The sequence below is a fragment of the uncultured Subdoligranulum sp. genome, assembly GCF_963931595.1.
GTDB lineage: Bacteria > Bacillota > Clostridia > Oscillospirales > Ruminococcaceae > Gemmiger.
Genome location: NZ_OZ007030.1, coordinates 843,609 through 867,318, shown reverse-complemented (window position 1 = coordinate 867,318; position 23,710 = coordinate 843,609). Strand labels below are relative to the sequence as shown.

General features: G+C 61.3%; 23 protein-coding genes and 2 tRNA genes. 7 read left to right on the top strand and 18 right to left on the bottom strand.

All coding sequences use genetic code 11. The features are described 5' to 3' along the window. The first annotated feature begins 178 nt into the window (after positions 1 to 178). The 3 genes from tig to ABGT73_RS04105 all read left to right on the top strand — a co-directional run bounded on the left by tig (position 179) and on the right by ABGT73_RS04105 (position 2,445). Complete coding sequence (tig, locus tag ABGT73_RS04115; protein WP_346668555.1) at positions 179 to 1,360, top strand: trigger factor; 1,182 nt, start codon at positions 179 to 181, stop codon at positions 1,358 to 1,360. A 148-nt stretch (positions 1,361 to 1,508) separates the two neighbouring features. Further along, positions 1,509 to 1,790 carry an autorepressor SdpR family transcription factor gene (locus ABGT73_RS04110; RefSeq protein ID WP_346670306.1) on the top strand — a complete coding sequence of 94 codons (282 nt, stop codon included), beginning with the start codon at positions 1,509 to 1,511 and terminating at the stop codon, positions 1,788 to 1,790. Beyond that, complete coding sequence (locus ABGT73_RS04105; protein ID WP_346668554.1) at positions 1,780 to 2,445, top strand: SdpI family protein; 666 nt, start codon at positions 1,780 to 1,782, stop codon at positions 2,443 to 2,445. The genes ABGT73_RS04110 and ABGT73_RS04105 overlap by 11 nt, the downstream gene beginning before the upstream one ends. Before the next feature lie 52 nt (positions 2,446 to 2,497). Here ABGT73_RS04105 and ABGT73_RS04100 read toward each other — a convergent pair whose 3' ends face one another. Further along, positions 2,498 to 3,001 carry a CarD family transcriptional regulator gene (locus tag ABGT73_RS04100; protein ID WP_346668553.1) on the bottom strand — a complete coding sequence of 168 codons (504 nt, stop codon included), beginning with the start codon at positions 2,999 to 3,001 and terminating at the stop codon, positions 2,498 to 2,500. Positions 3,002 to 3,186: 185 nt separating this feature from the next. Next, on the bottom strand, positions 3,187 to 3,825 hold the full coding sequence (locus tag ABGT73_RS04095) for an orotate phosphoribosyltransferase (RefSeq protein ID WP_346668552.1): 639 nt from the start codon (positions 3,823 to 3,825) through the stop codon (positions 3,187 to 3,189). A gap of 178 nt (positions 3,826 to 4,003) precedes the next feature. Between ABGT73_RS04095 and ABGT73_RS04090 the strand changes: the two genes are divergently transcribed. Together ABGT73_RS04090 and ABGT73_RS04085 are read left to right on the top strand one after the other, a co-directional pair. Beyond that, positions 4,004 to 4,912 (top strand): DnaD domain protein, encoded by a 909-nt coding sequence (locus tag ABGT73_RS04090; protein ID WP_346668551.1) that lies wholly within the window; start codon positions 4,004 to 4,006, stop codon positions 4,910 to 4,912. Positions 4,913 to 4,915: 3 nt separating this feature from the next. Next, positions 4,916 to 5,878, top strand: coding sequence for an ATP-binding protein (locus ABGT73_RS04085; RefSeq protein WP_346668550.1), 963 nt, complete (start codon positions 4,916 to 4,918; stop codon positions 5,876 to 5,878). A gap of 104 nt (positions 5,879 to 5,982) precedes the next feature. Here ABGT73_RS04085 and ABGT73_RS04080 read toward each other — a convergent pair. Continuing rightward, positions 5,983 to 6,055, bottom strand: a tRNA-Pro gene (locus tag ABGT73_RS04080). Positions 6,056 to 6,090: 35 nt separating this feature from the next. Further along, a tRNA-Gln gene (locus tag ABGT73_RS04075) sits at positions 6,091 to 6,164 on the bottom strand. A 233-nt stretch (positions 6,165 to 6,397) separates the two neighbouring features. Between ABGT73_RS04075 and ABGT73_RS04070 the strand changes: the two genes are divergently transcribed. After that, positions 6,398 to 7,474, top strand: a complete 1,077-nt coding sequence (locus tag ABGT73_RS04070; RefSeq protein WP_346668549.1) for an ATP-dependent 6-phosphofructokinase — start codon at positions 6,398 to 6,400, stop codon at positions 7,472 to 7,474. A gap of 62 nt (positions 7,475 to 7,536) precedes the next feature. Here the strand turns inward: ABGT73_RS04070 and ABGT73_RS04065 are convergent, their stop codons facing one another. The 4 genes from ABGT73_RS04065 to ABGT73_RS04050 form a co-directional block, all read right to left on the bottom strand. Then, positions 7,537 to 8,349 (bottom strand): tyrosine-protein phosphatase, encoded by an 813-nt coding sequence (locus tag ABGT73_RS04065; RefSeq protein WP_346668548.1) that lies wholly within the window; start codon positions 8,347 to 8,349, stop codon positions 7,537 to 7,539. Between the two features lie 78 nt (positions 8,350 to 8,427). Beyond that, entirely contained in the window at positions 8,428 to 9,333 is a 906-nt protein-coding gene (gene pfkB / locus ABGT73_RS04060; RefSeq protein WP_346668547.1) for a 1-phosphofructokinase, read from the bottom strand. A 15-nt stretch (positions 9,334 to 9,348) separates the two neighbouring features. Then, positions 9,349 to 10,644, bottom strand: coding sequence for a hypothetical protein (locus ABGT73_RS04055; protein ID WP_346668546.1), 1,296 nt, complete (start codon positions 10,642 to 10,644; stop codon positions 9,349 to 9,351). A gap of 167 nt (positions 10,645 to 10,811) precedes the next feature. Continuing rightward, entirely contained in the window at positions 10,812 to 11,978 is a 1,167-nt protein-coding gene (locus ABGT73_RS04050; protein WP_346668545.1) for a nucleotidyltransferase family protein, read from the bottom strand. Between the two features lie 134 nt (positions 11,979 to 12,112). Between ABGT73_RS04050 and ABGT73_RS04045 the strand changes: the two genes are divergently transcribed. After that, positions 12,113 to 13,324: an acetate kinase gene (locus ABGT73_RS04045; protein ID WP_346668544.1), complete on the top strand. Its 1,212-nt coding sequence runs from the start codon at positions 12,113 to 12,115 to the stop codon at positions 13,322 to 13,324. Between the two features lie 73 nt (positions 13,325 to 13,397). On the opposite strand, the gene ABGT73_RS04040 is transcribed toward ABGT73_RS04045, so the two are convergent. From ABGT73_RS04040 to nusA, 10 genes are all read right to left on the bottom strand, one after another. Next, positions 13,398 to 15,554 (bottom strand): polyribonucleotide nucleotidyltransferase, encoded by a 2,157-nt coding sequence (locus tag ABGT73_RS04040; protein WP_346668543.1) that lies wholly within the window; start codon positions 15,552 to 15,554, stop codon positions 13,398 to 13,400. Between the two features lie 202 nt (positions 15,555 to 15,756). Then, entirely contained in the window at positions 15,757 to 16,029 is a 273-nt protein-coding gene (gene rpsO, locus ABGT73_RS04035; RefSeq protein WP_295338572.1) for a 30S ribosomal protein S15, read from the bottom strand. A gap of 152 nt (positions 16,030 to 16,181) precedes the next feature. Continuing rightward, complete coding sequence (locus tag ABGT73_RS04030; protein WP_346668542.1) at positions 16,182 to 17,114, bottom strand: riboflavin kinase; 933 nt, start codon at positions 17,112 to 17,114, stop codon at positions 16,182 to 16,184. Continuing rightward, the gene (truB, locus tag ABGT73_RS04025; protein WP_346668541.1) at positions 17,044 to 18,015 is read right to left on the bottom strand and encodes a tRNA pseudouridine(55) synthase TruB; all 972 of its coding nucleotides are present in this window, start codon (positions 18,013 to 18,015) and stop codon (positions 17,044 to 17,046) included. The genes ABGT73_RS04030 and truB overlap by 71 nt, the downstream gene beginning before the upstream one ends. A gap of 24 nt (positions 18,016 to 18,039) precedes the next feature. Then, the gene (locus ABGT73_RS04020) at positions 18,040 to 19,035 is read right to left on the bottom strand and encodes a DHH family phosphoesterase (protein WP_346668540.1); all 996 of its coding nucleotides are present in this window, start codon (positions 19,033 to 19,035) and stop codon (positions 18,040 to 18,042) included. 47 nt (positions 19,036 to 19,082) lie between these two features. Continuing rightward, positions 19,083 to 19,472, bottom strand: a complete 390-nt coding sequence (rbfA, locus tag ABGT73_RS04015) for a 30S ribosome-binding factor RbfA (protein WP_346668539.1) — start codon at positions 19,470 to 19,472, stop codon at positions 19,083 to 19,085. A gap of 46 nt (positions 19,473 to 19,518) precedes the next feature. Continuing rightward, a complete protein-coding gene (infB, locus tag ABGT73_RS04010) occupies positions 19,519 to 21,906 on the bottom strand; it encodes a translation initiation factor IF-2 (RefSeq protein WP_346668538.1) in 2,388 nt (795 codons plus the stop codon). Between the two features lie 21 nt (positions 21,907 to 21,927). Continuing rightward, positions 21,928 to 22,233, bottom strand: coding sequence for a ribosomal L7Ae/L30e/S12e/Gadd45 family protein (locus ABGT73_RS04005; protein ID WP_007046645.1), 306 nt, complete (start codon positions 22,231 to 22,233; stop codon positions 21,928 to 21,930). Then, positions 22,223 to 22,534 carry an RNase P modulator RnpM gene (locus ABGT73_RS04000; RefSeq protein ID WP_300281995.1) on the bottom strand — a complete coding sequence of 104 codons (312 nt, stop codon included), beginning with the start codon at positions 22,532 to 22,534 and terminating at the stop codon, positions 22,223 to 22,225. Before ABGT73_RS04000 ends, ABGT73_RS04005 begins: the two co-directional genes overlap by 11 nt. Before the next feature lie 56 nt (positions 22,535 to 22,590). After that, entirely contained in the window at positions 22,591 to 23,664 is a 1,074-nt protein-coding gene (nusA, locus tag ABGT73_RS03995; RefSeq protein ID WP_346668537.1) for a transcription termination factor NusA, read from the bottom strand. Positions 23,665 to 23,710: the final 46 nt, after the last annotated feature.

Below are 23,710 nucleotides of genomic sequence, written 5' to 3'. Positions count from 1 at the left end.
CATGTGTAATCCCGGCAGATCGCTCTGCCCTCTTGTTTCCTAAGGTATTATATAACTTAAAGCGTACTTCAAGTCAAGGGGCAGTTCTTGCCCGATTTCTGATTTTAGGCTGTACTTTTTTTGAAAAATGTGTATAATAAAGGATGCGTATGCAATTTTTACATTACAGGAGAACCCCATGAAGAAGAAAACTTTGTACCGTTCCGCGGCCTGCGCGCTGGCGGTTGCCATGACCGCCGCCCTGGCCGGATGTTCCGAAACCGCCGAGAGCGAGTCCACTGCTGAGACCGCTTCGGCCGAAACCGCCAGCCCCGAGACTGCTGACGATTCCGCCTACGACTATCTGGCAAATTTCAGCTACTCCGACGGCTTTGACGAAAACGGCTATCTGGATGGCGTGACTGCTGCCGACTATGTCACCCTGCCCGATGATTACGACGACATCACCATCGACGCCTCTCTGGCCGAAGTGACCGACCAGGACATCACCGATTACATCAACCAGAATATCCTGTCCAGCTTTGCCACCACGAACCAGGTCACCGACCGTGCCGCCCAGGACGGTGACACCGTGAACATCGACTACGTGGGCACCATTGACGGCGTTGCCTTTGACGGCGGCAGCGACCAGGGCTACGACCTGGAGCTGGGCAGCGGCACCTTCATCGACGGTTTTGAGGAGCAGATCGTGGGCCATACCCCCGGCGAGACCTTCGATGTGAACGTCACCTTCCCCGAAAACTACGGCAGCGCCGACCTGGCCGGCAAGGCGGCGGTGTTCAGCACCACGCTGAACTACATCAGCGAGACTGTCACCCCTGAAGTCACCGATGCCTGGGTGCAGGAGAACCTCTCCCCCACCATGGGCGTCACCGATGTAGCCTCCCTCAATGCCTTCGTCAAGAAGCAGCTCGCCTTCAACAACCAGTACAGCGAGGTCTACACCCAGCTGCACGATAAGGTTTCCTTCGCCGACGAACTGCCCGAGTCCGCCAAGGAATACTACCGCAACGTGCTGCTCTACGGCATCTACAGCTACGCCCAAAAGTACGGCACCGACATGACCACCATCGCCACCTCCGGCTTCCTGGGCACCGGCTATTCCACCGTGGATGAGTTCATCGCCGATATGGATGGCAGCATCAATACGCAGGTGGAACAGACGCTGCTGCTGCAGGCGATTGCCGAGAAAGAGGGCCTGAAGTGCGATACCAACACCCTCAACACCGAGTTTGTGAACCAGTACGGCATCAAGGACCCCAGCAACTTCACCGAGATCTACGGCGAAAACTACGTCAAGTGCCAGCTGCTGGACAGCATCGTCATGCAGAACCTCATCGATAACGTCAAGTACGAATAACCACGATTTTTTCCCCGCGCGCTTCGGTGTGCGGGGATTTTTATTTTTTCCCGCTGTGCTTGACAACGGGCCGGGAATGGCGTATAGTAAAGGCATAGATATTTAGATGTTTATCTAAATATCTATTATTCGCAGAAAGGAGTTCATGATGGGAGATGCATTCAAGGCCCTGGCGGATCCCACCCGGCGCCGCATCCTGGAACTGCTGGCCCGGGGCGATATGACCGCCGGAGAGATCGCCGCACAGTTTTCCATGACCAAGCCGTCGGTCAGCCATCATCTCAGCATTCTGAAAGCCGCCGGCCTGGTCTGCGACCAGCGCAGCGGCCAGAATATCGTCTACAGCGTGAATCTGACCGTCTTCCAGGAACTGGTCAAATGGTTCTACGATGTCGATCTGGTAAAGGGGGACCCCGATGATGAAAAATAAGAAACTCTACCTCACCCTGCTGGTGGTCTGTCTGCTCAATTTCGCCGCCCATCTGCCCTTCTACCCGTCTTTGCCGGAAGAGGTCCCCATCCATTGGGGCTTTGACGGCCAGGCCAACGGTTGGGGGCCAAAATCCACCATTTTGCTTCTTTGCGCCCTGCCCCTGGCCATCCTGATCCTGCTGGCCGTCATTCCCAGGATTGATCCCCGCGCCCAGAACTACGAAAAGTTCGGCAAGGTGTACCGCGGATTCGTCATCGGCTGCACCCTGTTTCTCTGCGCCATGACCTGGCTGAGCGAGCTGACGGTGTTCAACGTGCTGCCCGGCAGCAGCAACCTGGTGAGCATCCTGGTCTGTGGGGGCATCGGTCTTCTCTTCATCGCCCTGGGCAATTATATGCCCCGCATCAAGCAGAACTATACCTTCGGCTGCAAGACACCGTGGGCGCTGAACGATGAGCACAACTGGAATCGCACCCAGCGCATGGGCGGCATCGTCTTTATCGTCATGGGGGCGGTGCTGCTGGTCACAGCCTTCTTCTCCCGGGCGCTGGGTGAGGCCGGCACCGTGACCATCCTGATGGTGGCACTGCTGGGCGGCTCCGCCTGGATTTATCTGTACTCCTATCTGGTCTTCATCGGCAAAATGAAATAAAATGCAAAAAGGGCCGCCCTCTATGGGCGGTCCTTTGCTTGTATATCGGCCATCAGGCTTCGGCAGCACCATCCAGCACACCGGCAATGAAGTCCGGCACTTCCCCGGGGTCGATCCCCAGCGTGTAGGCAAATTCACTGTGCAGAATGTTCTGTGCCTCCCGCAGCGCGCTGTCCTCATAGCTGGAAAGCTGCTTGCCCATGGCATGGCGGTGACGGCGCTCGGTGTAGATGTCCCGGATCATCCGCAGCAGCGCATGGCGGTCGCCGCTCTGCAGCGTCTGGCGGTAATGCTCCTTGCGCACTTCCGGGTCGGGTTCATGTTTCGGTGCCGGCTCCTGCAGAAGATCCAGCAGTTCCTGCTTGCTGGGCAATGCCCGCATCCGATCCAGCAGCACCTGGCTGTTGCACGGCACACAGATTTTCATCGTGCTGTCATAGACCGGCTTCAAAATATAACATTCGCACTGCTGACCTGCCAGCTTCATGCTCTTTTTTTCTTCAATCGTACACACACCGCTCGTTCCGTAACTTACCGCATCTCCAACCTGAAACATGCTGCGTCCTCCTTTATTTATTTTCGCACCAGGGTACAAATTTCTCTACTATATAGTATAGTACTTTTTTAACAAAAATGTCATAGGCTTTTTCCACAAAAATAACGTTGTTACGACCACCTCCTCTTGACAGCAAAAGAAAAATCCCCCTGGACCAAGGGGGATCATTTTCTTGCGTACAGCTTTTACAGACTGGAATAGCCGAAACTGTTGACCAGCGCGTCAATCTTCTGCCCGGCCTTGCACCACGGGCAGGCATGGGAATCGTAGCTTTCGTAGTCCGGCAGGTCGTTGGGGTCAAAGATACTGGTCACCGGGAAGCCTGCGCACTCCTGCTGCGTCGCAAAAATAGCCGCAATACCCACCGGCACACCGCCGTAGTAGTTGATGGCTTCCACCGCACTCTCCACAGTATAGCCCGTGGTGACAGAAGCCGCCAGCACCAGCACATGTTTGCCCGCGATCATGGGGGCGGTGTTCTCCCGGAACAGCAGCTGGCTGCCCACGGTATGCTCGGGCGTCACCACATAAATGGTCTGATGGGCATTCATATTGGCATACCCCGCCTTGGTCAGTTCGCTGGCCATGCAGGAGCCGATCACCTCGGTACCGTCCAGGCAGAGGATGGTGTCCACAATGGTATTGAGGGTGTACTCCTTGACCAGTTCCGCCGCCACTTCCCGGGCTTCCGACAGGCGGGATTTGGTCATCGTCACATCAATGTAATAGTTGATATGGCTGTGGCTGGTGGCAAAGTGTCCCTTGCAGACACGGAGCATCAGATTGGTCTTGCCAGTGGGCAGTTTGACGAGATTCATGGCCATTGGAGGTCCCTCCCTTTAACTTTCTACCTACTATTGTAAAGAGTTTGCCGTTTGATTGCAAGGAACGCATTGCCCAAAATAACCGGGGCCTTTTTGGGCAGTTTTGCGGCTCCGGCTTTACACTCTGCGGTCAAACTGCTATAATGAGAATACTTTTAAAGTGGGGAGGTTTGGCAGTATGCCATACAAGCTGGCGGCGTATCACGGCGACACACTGGCCGTGCCACAGATCGTGCTGACGCATCTGGCACAGGCAGACGGAGACACCGTGCGCACCGCACTGTATGTTCTGCAGACCGGGGATACCGATCCGCGCACCATAGCCCGTGCGCTGGGTCTTCCCAGCATCGAATCTGCCCGCCGGGCGCTGCAGTACTGGGCCGGCGCCGGACTCCTGGAGAACGGCAAAGCCGCCGCTCCGCTGGTGCCCGCTGAGGAAAAGGCCGCCAGCATTGATCTGGCCAGCCTCAACGACCCCTATGTGGCCGTCCTGTGCGAGGAAGCCCAGACGGCTTTCGGCAAGGCACTGAGCCGCAGCGAGATGCAGCGGCTGGTGGCCCTGTATCTCAACGACGGCTGGCAGCCCGATGTCATCCTGCTGTGCTGTGCCGAGGTCACCCGGCAGGGCCGTCGCAGTGTGGCCGCCGTTGCCCGGGAACTGCCCAGGTGGCGGGAGGATGGCGTGGAATCCGGCGAGGATGCGGAACGCTACCTGCGCAAGGTCAAGCAGCGGGAGGAATGGTGTGCCGATGCGGCCGCGCAGTTCGGCATCGCCCCCACGGCACTGACCCGCTGGGAACGCGGCGCCATTGCCCGCTGGCACGAGGAATGGGGCATCGGGCGCGATATGATCGACGAGGCGCTGCTCCGGGCTGGCAGCAAGAACACCATACGCTACGTGGACGGTATCCTGCGCGCCTGGCGTGCCCAGGGCATCACCACCGTCGCCGCCGCACGGGGCCAGGGTCAGCTGTCCGGCAGCAACATTCTGGCCACCGAACGGCCTGCCGTCCAGCAGCCCGCTGCCAGCGCCCAGAAAGACCTGTTCAACCGCGACTGGACCGCCATGTTTGACGAGGAGGGATAACCGATGCGCACCAAGGACGAACTGTTCCGCGCCGCACAGCGAGAGATTGCTTCCCGCCGGCAGTATGCTGTCATGCAGGCGGAGAATGCCCGCCGCGCCGCCTTTGCCGCCCATCCGGCCCTGGCCCGGGCGGATGACGCCCAGATGCGTGCCGGCCTGGCACTGGCCAAGGCCGCGGCGCTGGGGGGCGACGTGGAGGCCGCACGGGCTGCGCTGGTGCGGGCTGATGAGGCCCTGGCCGCCGCCACCCGGGAGGCCGGATATGACGAAAACGCTTTCCAGCCTGCCTATTCCTGCCCGCGCTGCCATGACACCGGCATGTACAACGGCAACCCCTGCACCTGTGTAGCGGAGATTGCCCGCCGCCTGCGCCGGGAGGAGATCAACGCCGCCAGTCCCCTGGGGCTGTGCCAGTTTTCCACCTTCGACATCAACCGTTACTCGGCCGATGTGGAGCCGGAGCTGGGGATCTCCGCCCGGGCCTATATGGAAAAGCTGCTGCATTACTGCGAGAATTACGCGAAGAAGTTCAGCAGCAAAAGTCCCAACCTTCTGTTTATGGGCCACACCGGCCTGGGCAAGACCCACCTGGCGCTGGCCATCGCCGACGCCGTGCTGGGCGGAGGGCACGATGTGCTCTACACCAGTGCGGCCGCCCTGGCCGCCCGCCTGGGGCGCGAGCACTTCGACTTTGACAGCGGCGACGAATGGCTGAACGCCTGCCAGGAAGCTGACCTGCTGATCCTGGACGATCTGGGTACCGAGTACATCACACCGCTGACCATCAGCGTGCTGTACGAACTCATCAACACCCGGATGCTCACCGAGCGCCCCACCATTTACACCACCAACATCACCGATCAGAGTGTGTTTGTGGCGCGCTATACCGAAAAGGTGGCCAGCCGGATGCTGGGCGGCTGCAAAATGTTCAAGTTCTTCGGCACCGACCAGCGCCTGCAATCCTGAAACGAAAGGGACCGCTTCCTGCCCTGGCAGGAAACGGTCCCTTTTTATACTATGCGGATAACAAAAACCGCGAAAAGCATTGCAGCTTTTCGCGGTCAAGCAAGTCGGAGTGACGGGATTCGAACCCACGGCCTCTTGGTCCCGAACCAAGCGCGCTACCAACTGCGCTACACCCCGATAAAAAAAACCGCAGCAGCAGAGCTGCTGCGGTGTGGTTGGGGATGAGAGGATCGAACTCCCACGGGCGGAGTCAGAGTCCGCTGCACTACCATTATGCGAATCCCCATCGCATTGTGTTGTGGGCGCCTGCCCTCAACGCTTAACTATTATAGCCGCTGAAGGGTCTTTTGTCAACAGTTTTTTTGCGATTTTTTCATGTTTTTTGCATCTGTCGCTTTATCGTCTATTTTTGTTTTCCAGGGTTGACAAGCGGTTTTCCGTGGCGTACATTTATAGTAAGATTGCATGGCATCGCCGTGCAAAAACCGCGCACAGCGCGGCATACGGGAGGTAATCATTATGGCAATTCGAGTGGGTATCCTGACTTCCGGCGGCGACTGCCCCGGTCTGAACGCGACCATCCGCGGCGTGGCCAAAGCGCTGTACAATCGTATGGGCGACAAGGTGGAGATCGTCGGCATCCTGAACGGCTACGACGGCCTGATCAACGGCAATTATCGTGAGATGAGCCCCGATGAGTTCTCCGGTATCCTGACGGTGGGCGGCACCATCCTGGGCACCAAGCGCACCCCCTTCAAGAAGATGCGCGTTGTGGAGGATGACAAGGTGGACAAGGTGGCCGCCATGAAGAAAAACTACCGCGCTGCCAAACTGGACTGCCTGCTCTGCCTGGGCGGCAACGGCACCCACAAAACCGCCAATCTGCTGAGCCAGGAAGGGCTCAACATCATCGGCCTGCCCAAGACCATCGACAACGACATCTACGGCACCGATGTGACCTTCGGTTTCCATACGGCTGTGGATATCGCCACCGAGGTCATCGACCGCATCCACACCACTGCCGGCAGCCACAGCCGCGTGATGTGCATCGAGATCATGGGCAACAAGGCCGGCTGGCTGACGCTGTATTCCGGCATTGCGGGCGGCGCTGACATTATCCTGATCCCCGAAATGCCCTACGACATCAAGAAGGTGGCTGCCGCCGTGGAGAACCGCGCCAAGGCCGGCAAGAACTTCTCCATCCTGGCCGTGGCCGAGGGCGCCTTCTCGGTGGAGGAAGCCAAGATGAAGCGCAAGGAGTGGACCGCCCAGCGCGCCCAGGCCGGCTACACCACTGCCACCGCCCGCATCGCCCATCAGATCGAGGAGATGACCGGTGCCGAGACCCGCATCTGCGTGCCGGGCCACATGCAGCGCGGCGGCAGCCCCAGCGCCTACGACCGCGTGCTGGCCACCCAGTTCGGTTCCTATGCGGCCAGCCTTGTGGCGGACGAACATTACGGCGTGACGGTGGCCATGGTCAACCGCCACGTGACCGCCAACCCGCTTGCCGACATTGCCGGCAAGACCCGCGGCGTGCCCGGCGACTGCGACATGGTCAATGTGGCCCGCGCCATGGGCATCAGCCTGGGCTGATCCGGCGGATTCTTTCTCATAACAAGCAGGAGCGCTGCCCGTAAGGGGCAGCGCTCCTTTTTTCATAGGGTCAGGTAAAAATCCCGCAGCGCGGACAGACGTTTTGCGTCCAGGCCGTACTCACTCTCAAAATACGCCTCATAGCTGGGATAGCGCTGCAGAATCTCATCGATGGCACCGGCGCCCATCTCCGCGCTGACCCCCTCCACCGACAAGAGCAGGCGATGGTCCCGGGGCGTTTTCCCCTGCAGGGAGGCCGCAATGATCCGGCGGCGGTACACATTGGTCAGCAGATAATCCGTCAGCGCCAATTTACGGGGCACACCCAGCGCCAACAGGACCAGTATGGCCGCAATGCCGGTACGGTCCTTGCCGCAGGTGCAGTGAAACAGCAGCGGGCCGCGGTGTTCTTCCAACAGCCGGAACAGCAGCCGGTAGGCGGGATTGCCGAAGGGCATCTGCCGGTACAGCACACTGAACCATTCAAAATCGTGCACCGGATGACCGGCCTCCCGCTCAAACGCAGCCTTTTCGGCTGCCAGCCGCTGGATGCCCGTGGAGGAAAAATCCATCTCGGTGCCGTCCTGCATCCGCATGGCACATACCCGGTGATACTGCGCCCCCGGCACCGGCGGATCGGGGTGTTTGTCGGCCTCCCCGGCGCTGCGTAGATCCAGAATGTCCCGCAGGTGCCAGCTTTCCAGCGCCGCCCGGTCCGCCGGGCTCTGCAACGCATCCAGGTTGCCGCCGCGGTACAGCAGTCCCCGGCGCACTCGGCGCCCGTCCGCCGCCGCATAGCCGCCCAGTTCCCGGAAATTCACCGCCCCCTCCAGCGTGATCTCCGACCCCGGCACCGGCTGCCTTTGCTGTTCCATCCCGTTCTCCCCTTTGCACCGATTTTCCTTCATCATAGCACAGAACCCCGACCGGAACAAGTCCGGCCGGGGTTTCGTTTACAGTTGTGCCAGCAGGCGGTCAATCTCCTGCCGTGTGGCCAGCCCCAGACTGAAGGCCGTGGCGCTGCCGCAGGCTGTGCCCAGCCGCAGGGCCGTTTCATAGGAGCCGGTCCGGAGGTATCCGGCCAGGAAACCGGCCAGCATACTGTCCCCTGCTCCCACACTGTTGATTACCGTCCCCCTGGGTGTGCCGATGCGGTGCACTCCGCCGTCCGCGTCCAGCAGCAGGGCGCCGTCCCCGGCCATACTGACCAGCACGTTGCAGGCGCCCCGCTCCTGCAGTTCCCGGGCGGCCCCGGTGATCTGGTCATCGCCCTGCAGCGGGCGGCCCACGATCTCAGCCAGTTCATGGTGGTTGGGCTTGATGAGAAACGGGTGGTAGGCCAGCACGCCGGCCAGCAGCGCCCCCGAGGCATCCACCACGCTCTGCACACCATGTCCCTGCAGGCGGGTGAGGATTTTCTCGTAGGTGTCGGGCTGCAGACTGGCGGGAATGCTGCCCGCCAGCACCAGAATATCCCCTGCCTGCAATTTATCCAGCTGCTGGAAGAGGGCCTCCATGGCCTGGGGCGGGATAACCGGCCCGGCACCGTTGAGTTCGGTTTCCTGCCCCGCCTTGATCTTCACATTGATGCGGGTCATGCCCGCCGGCAGATGGATGAATTCGGTATGCAGTCCCTGGGCTGCCAGACCGCGTTCCAGCCAGGCGCCGGTCTCCCCGGCCACAAAGCCCAAAGCCACGCTGGGACAATCCAGCTGCGCCAGCACCCCCGACACATTGATGCCCTTGCCGCCCAGGACGCAGTCCTCCCCGGCGCTGCGGTTGATAGCGCCCGCCTCCAGCGGCCGGTCCAGGCGCACCACATAGTCGATGGCCGGATTAAACGTTACGGTATAAATCATATCCATCTTTCCTTTTCAGGGCGTTCCCGGCCTGGTCACCGGAGTCATCGGTACAGAACTGTCCAGCAAAGCCTCCCGGCTGGCAATGGCATACCCGTTGTACCCATCAATGAGATACTGGGTACCATCCGCTCCGGCCAGTTGCTGCATCCCGGTGTTAGCATCCGACAGCACGAGATAGCGTCCCGGACCGGCCTCCCCGATGATCGAGATGGCGCGGTATTCCCCGCCAAACCAGCCCTTCCGGGGGCTGCGGTCCAGCGAGCCATCCGCGCGGTGGTAAACATACAGCCATTGCTCGCCCTCCTCGGTGCAGTAGAGCAGCACATCCTCGTCGTAGACGCCCCAGATATATGCACCTTCTGGCAGCTGGGCCAGCACCTGGTCTTCCGTCTGTCCCAGGGGGCGGCAGATCAGCCGGGACTGGTCATCAACACTCCAGAGTGCATCGTAGGCCAGGTCACTCCGGGCCAGGAAGAACCCCGGCTCGCTGTACAATTCTTCCTCCTGGCCGGTCACAGGGTCCAGCGCATACAGCACCGTCCGCAGCCAGGGGGAGAGCTCCTCCCGGTTGGCCACCGAATAATGATCGTAGACCGGCTCCACCGGACAGTCCTCCGCCAGCAGGGTCCGGGTGATCAGAAGCCTGTTCTGCCACACGCCCATCAAATTTCCCCAGAACTTGTCCCACCGCGTCACCGTTTCCAGCGTGCGGGTGGTCAGGTCCAGGCGGACCAGGAAGTTCTCATCCGGTACCTTCGGGTCATCGGAAATCTGGCTATACCGAAAATACAGCCCATCTCCGTCGCTGGCCAGTCCGCCATCCCACACACCAATAGCGGTTCCCTGGGGAAAATCATAGACCGATTCGCAATTGCTGCCATCCAAATCGCTGCGCAGCAACACCGGTGTATCCAGAATCATACCGGACCAGGCCCAGTAGAGAGAATCCTCATCCGCGAACAGATACACGTTGCCGTTTTCAAAATTCTGAGGTTTCCCGACAATCTCTTCGGTGGCCCGGGCAAAATCGAAATAATGGGCTCCTATGCCGCCATCACCGTAGCGGCGGCCCCCTTCGCCATACAGCGGCTCCCGCCAGTAGAGTCCTTCACTGTTCCGCCCGTCGATCCAGTGCAGCGCCCTCGCCGGTGTCTGCGTCGGGGTCGGCTCCGCTAACTCCGAGGTTTCCGGGGTGGCGGTCGCCTGTGGTTTTTCCGTGGACGCAGGCGTGGCGTTGCCGCGGCCACATCCCGTCAGAATTGCCGCACAGAGTATGGGAGTCATAACACAGAGATTCCATCGCCGCATGGGAATCCTCCTTTCCGGCCGCAGAACACCAAAAATCAGCTTCTGCCGCCTTGCCATATGGGAGTTAAACAGATCCTTTCTTCCAGATAGCGAGCGATAAAACGCACAAATCTTGCACGTTAAAAATGCAACAAAGTCGTCGTATAGCGCCCGAATTCTCCATAGTTTTATAGTAACACCGGTTTTGTCGTGAAGGCAAGTCCCATAGGCCGGATTTCTTCCCTGCAAAGTGACGAAAAATCCACCGCTCGACTGTGCAGCCCGCCAATGCGGGCTGCGTCGGAACCGGTACGTACCAGATCAGCCAGCGATGTGCCGGCCGGCAGGGCAGCATTTTTCAGACAGGAAAGCGCTTGTTTGCGGGCTCCCAGCACCAGCAGATAGGGCGGCGCGGGCAGATCCGCCGGAAAATCCAGCGCCGCATCCAGCACCAGCCGGCGGAGCCGTGCGTGGGGATATCGCTTAGTTTTCAGGCGGGTGTAGAGGTCTTCCAGGCTGGTTGCTTCCCGGACCGCCGCTGCCAGCCGGTGTTCCAGCCCTTCGCTGACGCCCCGCACCCGGGCGAAACGCTCCGGCGGTGCCGCCCGCAGCAGCGCCAGCAATGCCGTTTCCAACCTGCGGGGATCAAGCAGATGCCCTTCTGCTCCGGCCTTTCGGTAGAGCACCATGGCTTGCTGCGGCACAAAGGGTGCCCACGCCTCCATGGGGAGGGCGCGCAGATAACTGGCGCTGGCCATCGGTATACCGTTGTATTTTCCTGCTTTTCCCCCATGGGCTGCTCCCCACCGGGGCAGCGGCATGGGGCGCAGCGGACTGTTCTGGCCCAGGATGGCCTTGCAGTATTCAATGCCCAGAATGTTGTTGGGAGTGCGCAGCAGGGCCCCCATGCCGGGCGACAGCACTTCCGCTGCCTCGGCCCGGGCTGCCGCATAGGTCATACCGGTGCCCAGCCGCTGCCGCAGTTCTGTCTGCAAGGCGGGCTCCCTCAACAGTTGTGCCGCCTGCATCAGTCTGTCTGCCTCGGGGGTTTCGGCGCCGAAGGCCAGCGTATCACACCCCAGCGCCCCCAGCAAAAACACTCCTGCCGCGGCAAACTGCTCCGCCGTGGCGCAGGCATAGGGCGCCGGCAGCGCGATGACCAGATCGGCCCCCGCTTCCAGGGCAGCCCGGGCACGGACGCTGCCCGGCAGGATGGGCACACCGCCCCGCTGGACTGCGCCGCTGCTCATGCAGACCGCAATGCATGCAGCCCCCGCACGGCGCACCGCCGCCAGCTGTGCCGCATGGCCGTTGTGGAAGGGGTCGTATTCAGTAATGATGCCAACAAAATTCATCCGCTGCTCCTACTATGCAAAAATTGTGCTATCTTGCGTTTATTGTCCTTGAAAATCAAGTGTCCCCATTATATAATATTTTTAGTAACTCGAAAAGGGCCTTTTGCCCTGACACCACTGAAGGAGGATACCCCATGAAAATTCTGGTTATCAACTGCGGTTCTTCGAGCCTGAAGTACCAGCTCATCGATATGGACGGTGAGAAGGTGCTCTGCAAAGGCCTGTGTGAACGTATCGGCATGGAAAGCAGCATGATCACCCATGAAGCCAACGGTCAGAAGGCCACGACGCCTGCAATCTTCCCCACCCATACCGAAGCGTTCGGCGAAGTCGTCAAGAAGATGACCACCGGCAACGGCAAAGTCATTGACAGCGTCAGCGAGATCGATGCCATCGGTCACCGCGTGGTCCACGGCGGCGAGCAGTTCAAGAAGAGCTGCCTGATCACCCCCGATGTCATCAAGGCCATCCGTGACCTCTCTCCCCTGGCGCCGCTGCACAACCCCGCCGCCATCCTGGGCATCGAGGCCTCCTACAAGGTCTTCGGTGAGGACAAGCCCAACGTCGCTGTCTTCGACACGGCTTTCCACTCCACCATGCCGCCGAAGGCGTACATGTACGCCATTCCCTACGAGTACTATGAGAAGTACGGCGTGCGCCGCTACGGCTTCCATGGCACCAGCCACAAATACGTCAGCCATCGCGCTGCGGAATACCTGGAGGAGCCCATCGAGCGCCTGAAGCTGATCACCTGCCATCTGGGCAACGGTTCTTCCATCGCCGCCGTCGACCAGGGCAAGGTTGTGGACACCTCCATGGGCATGACCCCGCTGGCCGGCCTGATGATGGGCACCCGCTGTGGTGACCTGGACCCCTCTGTGGTCAACTACCTGAAGTACACCCTGGATATCACCGGCCATCAGCTGGATGAGATCCTGAACAAGAAGTCCGGTCTGCTGGGCGTTTCCGGTGTTTCCAGCGATATCCGTGACGTAGAGTCCTCCGCCAAGGACGGCAATGAACGCGCACAGCTGGCCCTGGATATGCTGAACTACCAGATCAAGAAGATCATCGGCAGCTACATCGCCGCTATGGGTGGTGTGGACGCCATCGTCTTCACCGGCGGCATCGGCGAGCATGACGATGAGTCCCGCGCCAAGATCTGCCATCACATGGATTGGCTGGGCATCCGCATCGATACCGACAAAAACCGCAGTGTGCGCAGCCAGCACAAGGATGTGGTGGAGATCACCGCCTGGGGCGCCCGCGTCCGCACGCTTGTGGTGGAAACCAACGAGGAACTGATGATTGCCCGCGACACCAAGGAAGTTCTGGCCGACGAGTAATTCATTTCTCCCCTGTCACACAAACAAAAAGGAGACCGGCTCCCGCGGGAGCCGGTCTCCTTTTGTATTTTGCTTACTGCTGCTGGGCTGCACGCTTCTTGGCGATGGCTGCCAGCGCATCCTTGCGGGACAGGTTGATGCGTCCCTGCTGATCGATGTCGGTGACCATGACGAAGATGGGATCGCCCACGGCAACCACATCCTCCACACGGACCACACGGTGATCGTCCAGCTTGGAGATGTGAACCAGGCCTTCCTTGCCCGGCGCAATCTCCACAAAGGCGCCGAAGTTCATCAGGCGGGTGACCCGACCCTTGTAGATGGCACCGATCTCGGGATCCTCCACAATGGTCTTGATGGTGGCAATGGCCCGCTTGGCGTCCTCCTGATCCACGGCAGAGATGAAGACGTGGCCGTCCTCCTCGATGTCGATCTTGCAGTTGAAGTTGGCGCACATCTCCTGGATGACCTTGCCGCCCTTGCCGATGACATCCTTGATCTTGTCCACGGGAATCATCATGCTGAACATCTTGGGCGCGTAGGGAGAGAGCTCCTTGCGCGGCTCGGCGATGACCGGCTTGATGATCTCGTCCAGGATATACAGACGGCCCTTGCGGCACTTCTCCAGGGCTTCCTCCACGATCTCGTAGGTCAGGCCGTCCACCTTGATGTCCATCTGGATGGCCGTGATGCCGCGGCGGGTACCGCCCACCTTGAAGTCCATGTCACCGTGGAAGTCCTCCACGCCCTGGATGTCCAACATGGTCATCCAGCGGCCGCCGTGCAGCGGGTCACCGTCGGTGATCAGGCCGCAGGAGATGCCCGCCACCGGCGCCTTGATGGGCACGCCGGCATCCATCAGGGCCAGGGTGGAACCGCAGATGGAAGCCTGGGAGGTGGAACCGTTGGAGGAGAGCACCTCGGAGACGCAGCGGATGGTGTAGGGGAACTCGCTCTGGTCGGGCAGCACCGGCACCAGGGCGCGCTCGGCCAGATTGCCATGGCCGATCTCGCGGCGTCCGGGGCTGCGGGGTGCCCGGGCCTCGCCCACCGAGTAGGGCGGGAAGTTATAGTGGTGGATGTACCGCTTGTACTGGGTGTCGGACAGATCGTCCATCAGCTGGGCATCCTTGGTGGAGCCCAGCGTGCAGACCGTCAGGACCTGGGTCTGGCCGCGGGTGAACATGCCGGAACCGTGCACACGGGGCAGCAGGCCCACTTCGGCAGCCAGCGGACGGATCTCGTTGATGCCGCGGCCGTCCACCCGCTTGCCATCCTCCAGCAGCCAGGTGCGGACCACCTTTTTCTGCAGCTTGTAGCTGATGAGGTCGATGTCCGCGGCGGTCAGCTCGGGATGCTCCTCTGCGATGGCGTCCATGATGGGCAGCAGGGCGGCGTCACGCACATTCTTGTCGTCGGTGTCCATTGCCTTTTTGACTTCGTCCAGATGCTTGGCGTAGACATCTGCCAGCAGGCCGTGGTCCAGTTCCACCGGGGTGAAGGTCTTCTTGGGTTTGCCGATCTCGTCCACGATGCTGCGGATGAAGGCCAGCATCTTCTTGATCTCGGCATGGCCGGCCCTGATGGCCTCCATCATGGTGGCCTCGTCCACCTCGTTGGCGCCGGCTTCGATCATGACGATCTTCTCCTCGCTGGCGGCCAGCGTCAGGGACAGGTCACTGTGCTCCCGCTGCTCCTTGGTGGGGTTGAGGACGATCTGGCCGTCCACCAGGCCGACAAACACGCCGGCGATGGGGCCGTTCCAGGGAATGTCCGACATGGCAATGACCAGCGAAGCGCCGTTCATGCCGGTGATCTCGGGGGAATTGTCGGGGTCCAGGCTCATGACGGTCATGGTCACGCAGACATCGTTGCGCATCTCCTTGGGGAAGAGGGGCCGGATGGGACGGTCCACCACGCGGGAGGACAGGATCGCATGCTCGCCGGGGCGGCCTTCGCGGCGCATGAAGCTGCCGGGAATGCGGCCTGCGGCGTAGAGCTTCTCCTCAAACTCCACGCTCAGGGGGAAGAAATCCACGCCCTCCCGGGGCTTTTCGCTCATCGTCACGTTGCAGAGCACGCAGGTGTCGCCATAGCGGACCATGGCGCTGCCGTTGGCCAGGCCACACATCTTGCCGGTTTCCACCACAAAAGGACGGCCCGCGAAGGTCGTCTCAAATTTGCGGTAGTGGGGGAATGTTTCCAGGCGGGAAGCAAATTCGTAAGCCATGAATGATTCTCCTTCTGTTTGGATTTTTTATACCGTGGCCGCGTCTGCTCCCGGTTTGAGCAATAAAGCCAGCAGCCAGACCCGATGTCTGGATGCTCGATTTACTGCACAAAACGGCGGCATCCCCGGCCGAAAGCCATGCAGTGGAAAAAATAAAAAGCGGGCAGGGTGCGGATATGCACCCTGCCCGTTTTTGCGAAAATTACTTGCGCAGACCCAGCTCAGCGATCAGGGCACGATAACGGTTGATGTCCTTCTTTTGCAGATAGGCCAGCAGATTGCGGCGGCGGCCGACCATCTTGAACAGGCCGCGGCGGCTGTGGTTGTCATGCTTGTTGCTCTTCAGATGCTCGGTCAGGTGGTTGATGCGCGCGGTGAGCAGCGCAACCTGGACCTCCGGAGAACCGGTGTCGCCCTCATGCAGGGCGGCCTTCGCGATGATGGGCTGCTTTTCGATAGCAGATTTCTGGCTCATAACAGATACCTCTTTCAAGTAATATTTGCCGATGGCGCAGTATAGGGTAACTGCAGATCTGAGGCATACGCCCCATACCGGGCCACGGTAGCAGACAATAGTATAGCACAACCGCGCCGGAATTACAAGAGCAGGGTGCGGTATTTTGCCAATTATTTTACCGTCTGAGCGGCAAAATAGGCCTCGCTCTCCCCCGCCGCGCGGTGAATGAGCTGGGACAGTTCTTCCAGCGTGCGGAACTTGCGCACAGGGCAGTAATACCGGTGAAATTCCAGCACCGGATTCTGGCCGTACAGATCCCCGGAGAAGTCCGGCACGTAGGTCTCACAGGTGACGGCCGCGTTGGCGCTGTCATCCACCGTGGGACGCCGGCCGATGCCGGTGGCAGCGGGCCACCAGCATCCTTCCAGCCGGATGCGGGTCAGATAGACGCCGCTGCAGGGCTGCAGGGCATCGGGCGGATAGTTCTGGTTCACGGTAGGAGTGCCCAGCCGGCTGGTGCCGATGCCCTTGCCGTGGGTGATGGTCCAGTCGATGGCATAGGGCGCTCCCAGCATGGCGTTGGCGTCATCCAGACGCCCCTCCTCCAGCGCCGCGCGGATGCGGGTGGAGGAAACGGCCTGGGAACCATACTGCGCCATGGGCACGATCTGCACCGAAATGCCCAGCGGGTCGCAGAGAGCGCGCAGCCGCTCCACATTGCCGGCCGCTCGGGCACCGAAGGTGAAATTGTTGCCGCAGAAAACCGCCCGGGCACCAAAGCATTCCACCAGCACCTTGCGGACGAAATCCTCCGGCGAGAGGTCCCGGAACGCCTCAAAGGGCGGCTCCAGATACTGTTCGATGCCCAGGCTTTCGATGCGGGCATGCTTTTGCGCCATGGAGAGAATCCGCCCGCCCTTGAGGGTCTGGTTGCCGGGCAGTTCAAAGGTGAAGGCGGCCGGCGTCAATCCATGTTCGGCGGCATACCGCACGGCGCTGCCCAGCACCATCCGGTGCCCGCAGTGTACGCCGTCAAAGTATCCCAGCGCCACCGCGCACCCCTGCGGGGCCTGCACCGGCGTCATGGCATGATAGATCTGCATCGGCCTTTTCCTTCCTTTCACAAAAGAGTTTTTCCACCCGCAGCACGCCCTCCGTCACCGCCGCCAGCCCCAGGAACTGCCCGGCCTGGTCGTAGGTGCGGTAGCGCCCGTCGGCGGCTGCATAGTGGCTGGTGGGACAGCCGTTGAAAAGATGCGCTTTCACACCGTCGTTGACCGTCAGGGCCGGCAGCGGTGCGAAAACGGTCTCCACCGGCAGGATCCAGCCGCTGTCCGCCAGCGCGCCGGCCTCGGCCGCCGCCAGAATTTCCGGCAGGGTATGGCACTGGCCGATCGTGAAGACACCGGCCCGGGTACGGCGCAGCGCAGCCAGCGTGGCCGGCACGCCCAGGGCTGTGCCGATATCCTCGGCCAGCACCCGGATGTAGGTGCCCTTGGAGCAGGCAATGCGCAGCGTGTAATCCCCCGGTGCCGGGCTGCCCAGGTAATCGATGCTGTACACCGTGATGGGGCGGGGTGTGCGCTCCACCGTCTGGCCCTTGCGGGCCGCCTTGTAGAGGGGCTGGCCGTTGATCTTCACGGCGCTGTACATGGGCGGCAGCTGCATCTGTTCTCCCAGAAAACGGGGCAGCACGGCGTGCAGCTCCGTCTCCCCCACCGTCACCGGGGTGGTCTCCAGCACGGTGCCGGTGATATCGCCGGTATCGGTGCGCTGGCCCAGACGCAGCGTTGCTTCGTAGGTTTTGTCGTGATCCAGCTGGCGGTCGGCGGCCGAGGTGGCCTTGCCGATAAACACAGCGAGCACACCGGTCGCCATGGGATCCAGTGTGCCCGAGTGCCCCAGCTTGCGTGTGCCCAGGGCGCCGCGCAGCTTGGCCAGCACATCAAAGCTGGTCCAGCCGGCGGGTTTGTCCACGGGCAGAATGCCGTTTGGCGTTTGCATAGTGGGGTTTCCTTTTCTTTACTTTCAGGACTGGGATTCCGCCGCGTTCAGGGTGGCGCTGCGGTCCAGTTCCTTTTTCACTTCATCCAGGATGGCGTGTTTCGCGTTGTCCAGATTGCCGCTGATCTCGCAGCCAGCCGCACGGGGATGGCCCCCGCCGCCCAGACGCCGCGCAATGTTACAGGCGTTGGTATCGTGGCCGGTGCGCACGCTGATCTTGTAGCTGCCGTCCTTCTGCTGGCGCAGCGTCAGGCCGACCTCCACGCCCTCGATGGAGCGGGGCAGGCTGGTCAGGTCTTCCAGTTCGGCACCCGCCACGCCGGCCGCCTGGATCTGATCCCAGGTCAGGCAGATCAGGGCACAGCGGTTGTCATAATAGAATTCCAGGCTTTCCAGCGCCATCCGCTCCGCGGCCATCCGGGCATGGGAGCGGCATTCAAAGAGCCGCTCGTTGAGCTTCTCCACATCGGCGCCCGCCTCAATCAGGGCTGCCGCCGCGCGGTGGGTGGCCGCCGTGGTGTTGGTGAACCGGAAGCAGCCGGTGTCGGTGGCAATGCCGGTGTACAGGCAGGCCGCGATATCGGGCGTGATCTCCACGCCCATCTCGGGGATCAGTGCCGTCAGCAGCTCCGCCGTGGCGGCGGCGCTGTCGTCCACCATGGACTCGTAGGCATAGCCGCTGTTGGAGCCGTGATGGTCGATGCACAGGTCTACATGTTCGGCGTACTGGGGCATATTGTTGCGGTCGCCGAACAGCTGGATGCCGGCCACGTCCACCGCCACCACAAAACGGGGCGTGAAGCTGCCGTCAAACACCGTGATGGGCAGGAACGCATACATGGCCGGAACGGGATCGCTGCACAGAACCGCAGCGGTCTTGCCCAGCTTCTGCAGCGCCAGACACAGCGCCGTGCCCGAACCGATGGTGTCACCGTCCGGGTTCTTATGGCATAGTATCAGGATCTCGTCCGCGCTCAGCAGGCGCGAGACAACTGTCTCATGATCCACGGATTGCGTCATACAGTTCCTCTTTTCTGGGGATGGCGGGCATGGCCCGCCTGCATCGATTATTCGTCGTCGCTGTCCGCACCGTCTTCTGCGGCCGGTTCCGCCTTGGCGGCCAGTTCCCCCAACAGCTTGTTGATATGGGCAGCATAGGCTGCGCCCTCATCTGCCACAAACACAAAGCGAGGCGCTTTGCGGATGTGCATGCGGCGGCTGATTTCGGTACGCACGTGGCCGGACGCCTTGTTCAGCGCCTTGACCACCGGTTCCGGACCGCCTTCCCGTCCCATCACGCTGATGTAGACCTTGGCCTGGTCCAGGTCGGGGGTCACATCCAGCCGCGTGACGGTCAGCAGGCCGCCGGTCACACGCGGGTCCTTCATCTCGCCGATGATGGCGATGAGTTCCCGCTTCATGTCCTGTGCCATACGGCCGTGATTTTTGCTTGGCATGATCGTTTTCCTCGATTATATGCAGGATTTTCTGCGGATTGACAAATCAGTCGCGGTACTCCTCGAGCTTGAAGCACTCGAAGACATCGCCCTCCTTGATGTCGGAGAACTTCGCCAGCGTGATGCCGCACTCGAAGCCCTCGGCCACTTCCTTGGCATCGTCCTTGAAGCGCTTCAGGCTGGCGATGGCATCCTCGCAGATGACGATGCCGTCACGCACCAGACGCAGCTGGGCATCCCGGGTGATCTTGCCGCTGGTGACACGGCAGCCGGCCACGGTGCCCACGCTGGAGATCTTGTAGACCTGACGGACCTGGGCCTCGCCCAGCGCCACCTCGCGGATCTTGGGGGCCAGCATGCCCTTCATGGCGTCGGAAACATCGTTGATGGCATCGTAGATGACGCGGTACATACGCATTTCCACGCCGGTCTGCTCGGCTTCCGCCTTGGCGATGGCGTCGGGGCGGACGTTGAAGCCGATGATGATGGCGTTGGAGGCATCGGCCAGCGAGACATCCGACTTGGAGATGGCGCCCACGCCCGCATGGATGACCCGGACGCGGACCTCGTCGTTGGAGAGCTTCTCCAGGCTCTGCTTGATGGCTTCGGCGGAGCCCTGGACATCCGCCTTGACCACGATGGGCAGTTCCTTCATGTCGTTGGCTGCCATCTGATCGAACAGGTTATCCAGGGTGACCTTGGTGTAGGCGGCAAACTGGCGTTCCTTGGCCTCGGCGGTACGCTTGTCGGCCAGCTCGCGGGCCAGCTTCTCGTCCTCAACCGCCTCGAACAGTTCGCCGGCTTCCGGCACTTCGGTCAGACCGGTGATCTCCACAGGGGTGGACGGACCGGCCTCGGTGATCTCGCGGCCCTTGTCGTCCCGCATGGTACGCACACGGCCCACGGCGGTACCGGCGATCAGGCAGTCGCCCTTGCGCAGCGTACCGTTCTGCACCAGCAGGGTGGCCACAGGGCCCTGGCCCTTGTCCAGACGGGCTTCCACCACAGCGCCCTTGCCGCGGCGCTTGGGGTTGGCCTTCAGTTCCATGACTTCCGCTTCCAGCACGATGCGCTCCAGCAGGTCGGAGATACCCATGCCGGTGAGGGCGGAAACCGGGATGCAGGCCACGTCGCCGCCCCAGTCCTCGGGGACGATCTCGTACTTGGTGAGCTGTTCCTTCACGCGCTCGGGGTTGGCGGTGGGTTTATCCATCTTGTTGATGGCCACGATGAGCTTCACGTTGGCCGCCTTGGCATGGTTGATGGACTCGATGGTCTGGGGCATGATGCCGTCGTCGGCCGCCACCACCAGGACCGCGATATCGGTCATGTTGGCGCCGCGGGCACGCATGGCGGTGAACGCCTCATGGCCCGGGGTATCCAGGAAGGTGATGATGTTGTCGCCGCTCTTGACCTGGTAGGCACCGATGGCCTGGGTGATGCCGCCGGCCTCGCCTGCGGTCACATTGGTCTTGCGGATGGCGTCCAGGATAGAGGTCTTGCCGTGGTCGACGTGGCCCATGACCACCACGACCGGGGGACGTTCCACCAGATCGGCAGCGTTGTCCTCCTCCTGCACGAAGAGGCGCTCCTCGATGGAGACATGGACTTCATGCTCCACCTTGGCATGGAATTCCTCGGCGATGAGGGCGGCGGTGTCGAAGTCCACCACGTCGGAGACTGCGTGCATCTCGCCCATCTGCATGAACTTGGCAACCACCTTGGCGGCGGTCTGCTTCAGACGGCTGGCCAGCTCGCCCACCGTGATCTCGTCGGGAATGGAGATCTTCAGCTGGGCATTGCGGGCTTTCTCCAGCTGGATGCGCTGCAGACGCTCGGCCTCGGTCTCGCGGCGGCGGCCGAACTGCTGGCCGCGGCGGTTGTTGCGGTTGTTGAACTTTTCCTTCTTGCCTGTGGGCTGGTTCTTGCGCTTGTTGGGCATGTTGCGGCTGTCGGCCAGATCGTCATACCGGGCATTGAACTTATCCACGTTCACGTCCACCGTGCGGGTGTCCACCGACACCTGGGCACGGTTGACCTTCACCTGCTCGGTGGCAGCCACCGGCTTCTTGATGCCGGTATCGGCGGCCAGCTCCTGCAGCGTGACGCGCTTCTCGTTGCGCTTCTCCGCCGGCTTCTCGGGCTTGCGGTTCTCCCGCTTGGCCTCGTGCTTCTTGGCTTCCGGCTTCTTCGCCTCCGCCTTGGGGGCCGGCTTGGGCTCTTCCTTCTTGGCACCGCTAGCGAGATACGCGTCCAGGCTCGCCTCGGCGTTCTCGCGGGTCAGCGTCTCCAGCAGGAAGTTCAGCTCCTTCTCCCCGAAGGTTCCGCCCGTCTTGTAGGCATCCCCCGTGACGGCGGAAACGGTCTCGATGACCTTCTTGGCGGGCACGCCGAACTCCTTGGCAACATCAGCAATCTTATATTTAAAATCCATAAACTGTGGTCCTCCTCTGCATCAGGTAAGATGTTTTGCGCACAGCTGCGCAAGGTGTTCGTCCGTTATGCCGAACACAGCGGCGGGCTTGGGGGTGAGCATCGCCAGATCGGCGGTGGTCAGCGGCATCTGCTCACAGGCCACGATGCCCTCACAGGCGCTGCGCATGTGGGTCACGGTGCGTTCGCTGGCGTCTGCGGCAAGCAGGACCAGCGCCACCTTACCGCGCAGGGCATTCTCCTGCACCCGGTCGTACCCGTGCAGCAGCTTTCCGGCTTTGCGGCAAAGCCCCAGCGCGCCCAACAACGGATGTTGATCATTCGCCATGCTCTGCCGCCTCCTTTGCACTTTGTTCCGCGCATTGGATCTCCTCGGTCAGGCGATCGTAGATTTCCCCGGGGATGGGGACCTCAAACGTGCGCTCCAGCCGCTTGGCTTTGCGGGCTTTCGCCAGGCATGCGGCGGACGGGCAGAGATATGCCCCCCGTCCCGGGGCCTTGCCGCGCAGATCAATGCTGATCTCGCCTTCCGGGCTGCGCACAACGCGCACCAGCTCGCGCTTGGGACGCTGGGCATTACAGCCCACGCAACGGCGCACCGGGATCTTTTTTTGCTTTTGCTGCTGCAAGTAGCCGACCTCTTTTCCCTTGGAATCCGGGGCAAAGGCACCCGGGTCGTTTTCTTTTATTCCTCGTCCTCGCCGTAGTAACCGGACTCAGGGCGGATATCAATATTGTAACCGGTCAGATGCGCGCACAGACGTACATTCTGTCCCTTGTTGCCGATGGCCAGGCTCAGCTGGTGATCCGGCACCGTCACGCGGCAGCTCTTGGTCTCGCCGGGAAGCAGCTCCACCTTGACCACCTTGGCCGGCGACAGCGCCGCCGAGATGAACTCGGTGATGTCCTCGCTCCAGCGGATGACATCGATCTTCTCGCCGCCCAGCTCCTGGACGATCTTCTCCACACGGGCACCCCGGGCACCGATGCAGGCACCCACAGGATCCACGTCGGGGTTCTTGCTCCAGACCGCCAGCTTGGTGCGGGCACCGGCCTCACGGGCGATGGCCTTGATCTCCACGGTGCCGTCATAGATCTCCGGCACTTCCAGCTCGAACATCCGCTTGACCAGGCCGGGATGGGTCCGGCTGATCGTCACGCGGGGACCACGGTCGGTGGCCAGCACATCCACCACGTAGACCTGCACGGTCTCGCCCTCATGGAAGGTCTCACCGGGGACCTGCTCGTTGCGGGGCAGCACGGCGCTGCCGCCCTTGCCCAGATCCAGCACGATATTGCCGCGCTCGGGATCAATGGAAACCACCGTGGCCGTGATGAGTTCGTGGGCACGGGACTGCATCTCGCTGCACTGCAGGTTGCGCTCGCCTTCCCGCAGACCCTGACGGATCACATGCTTGGCGGTCTGCGCAGCAATGCGGCCGAACTCCTTGGTCTTGAGCTGGGTGACCATCCGCTGGCCCACCCGATAGCTCTTGCGGACCTTCTGGGCCTCCTCCAGGCTGACCTGGGTGTGGGGGTTCTCCACTTCTTCCACGATGTCGCGCAGCAGGCTGGCACGGAAAGCACCGATCTCCGGGTCGATATCCACCACCACGTTGTCGTCTTCCACCTCGTAGTCCTTCTTCACGGCAATAACGATGGCTGCCTTGATCTTCTCGATCAGGTAATCTTCCGGCAGACCGCGCTCCTTTTCCAGCGCAGCCAGGGCATCAAAGAATTCGTTGTTCGCAGTAGCCATTTTTACGGTTTCCTCCCAATATAGGTTTCAGTACACAAATACAGAA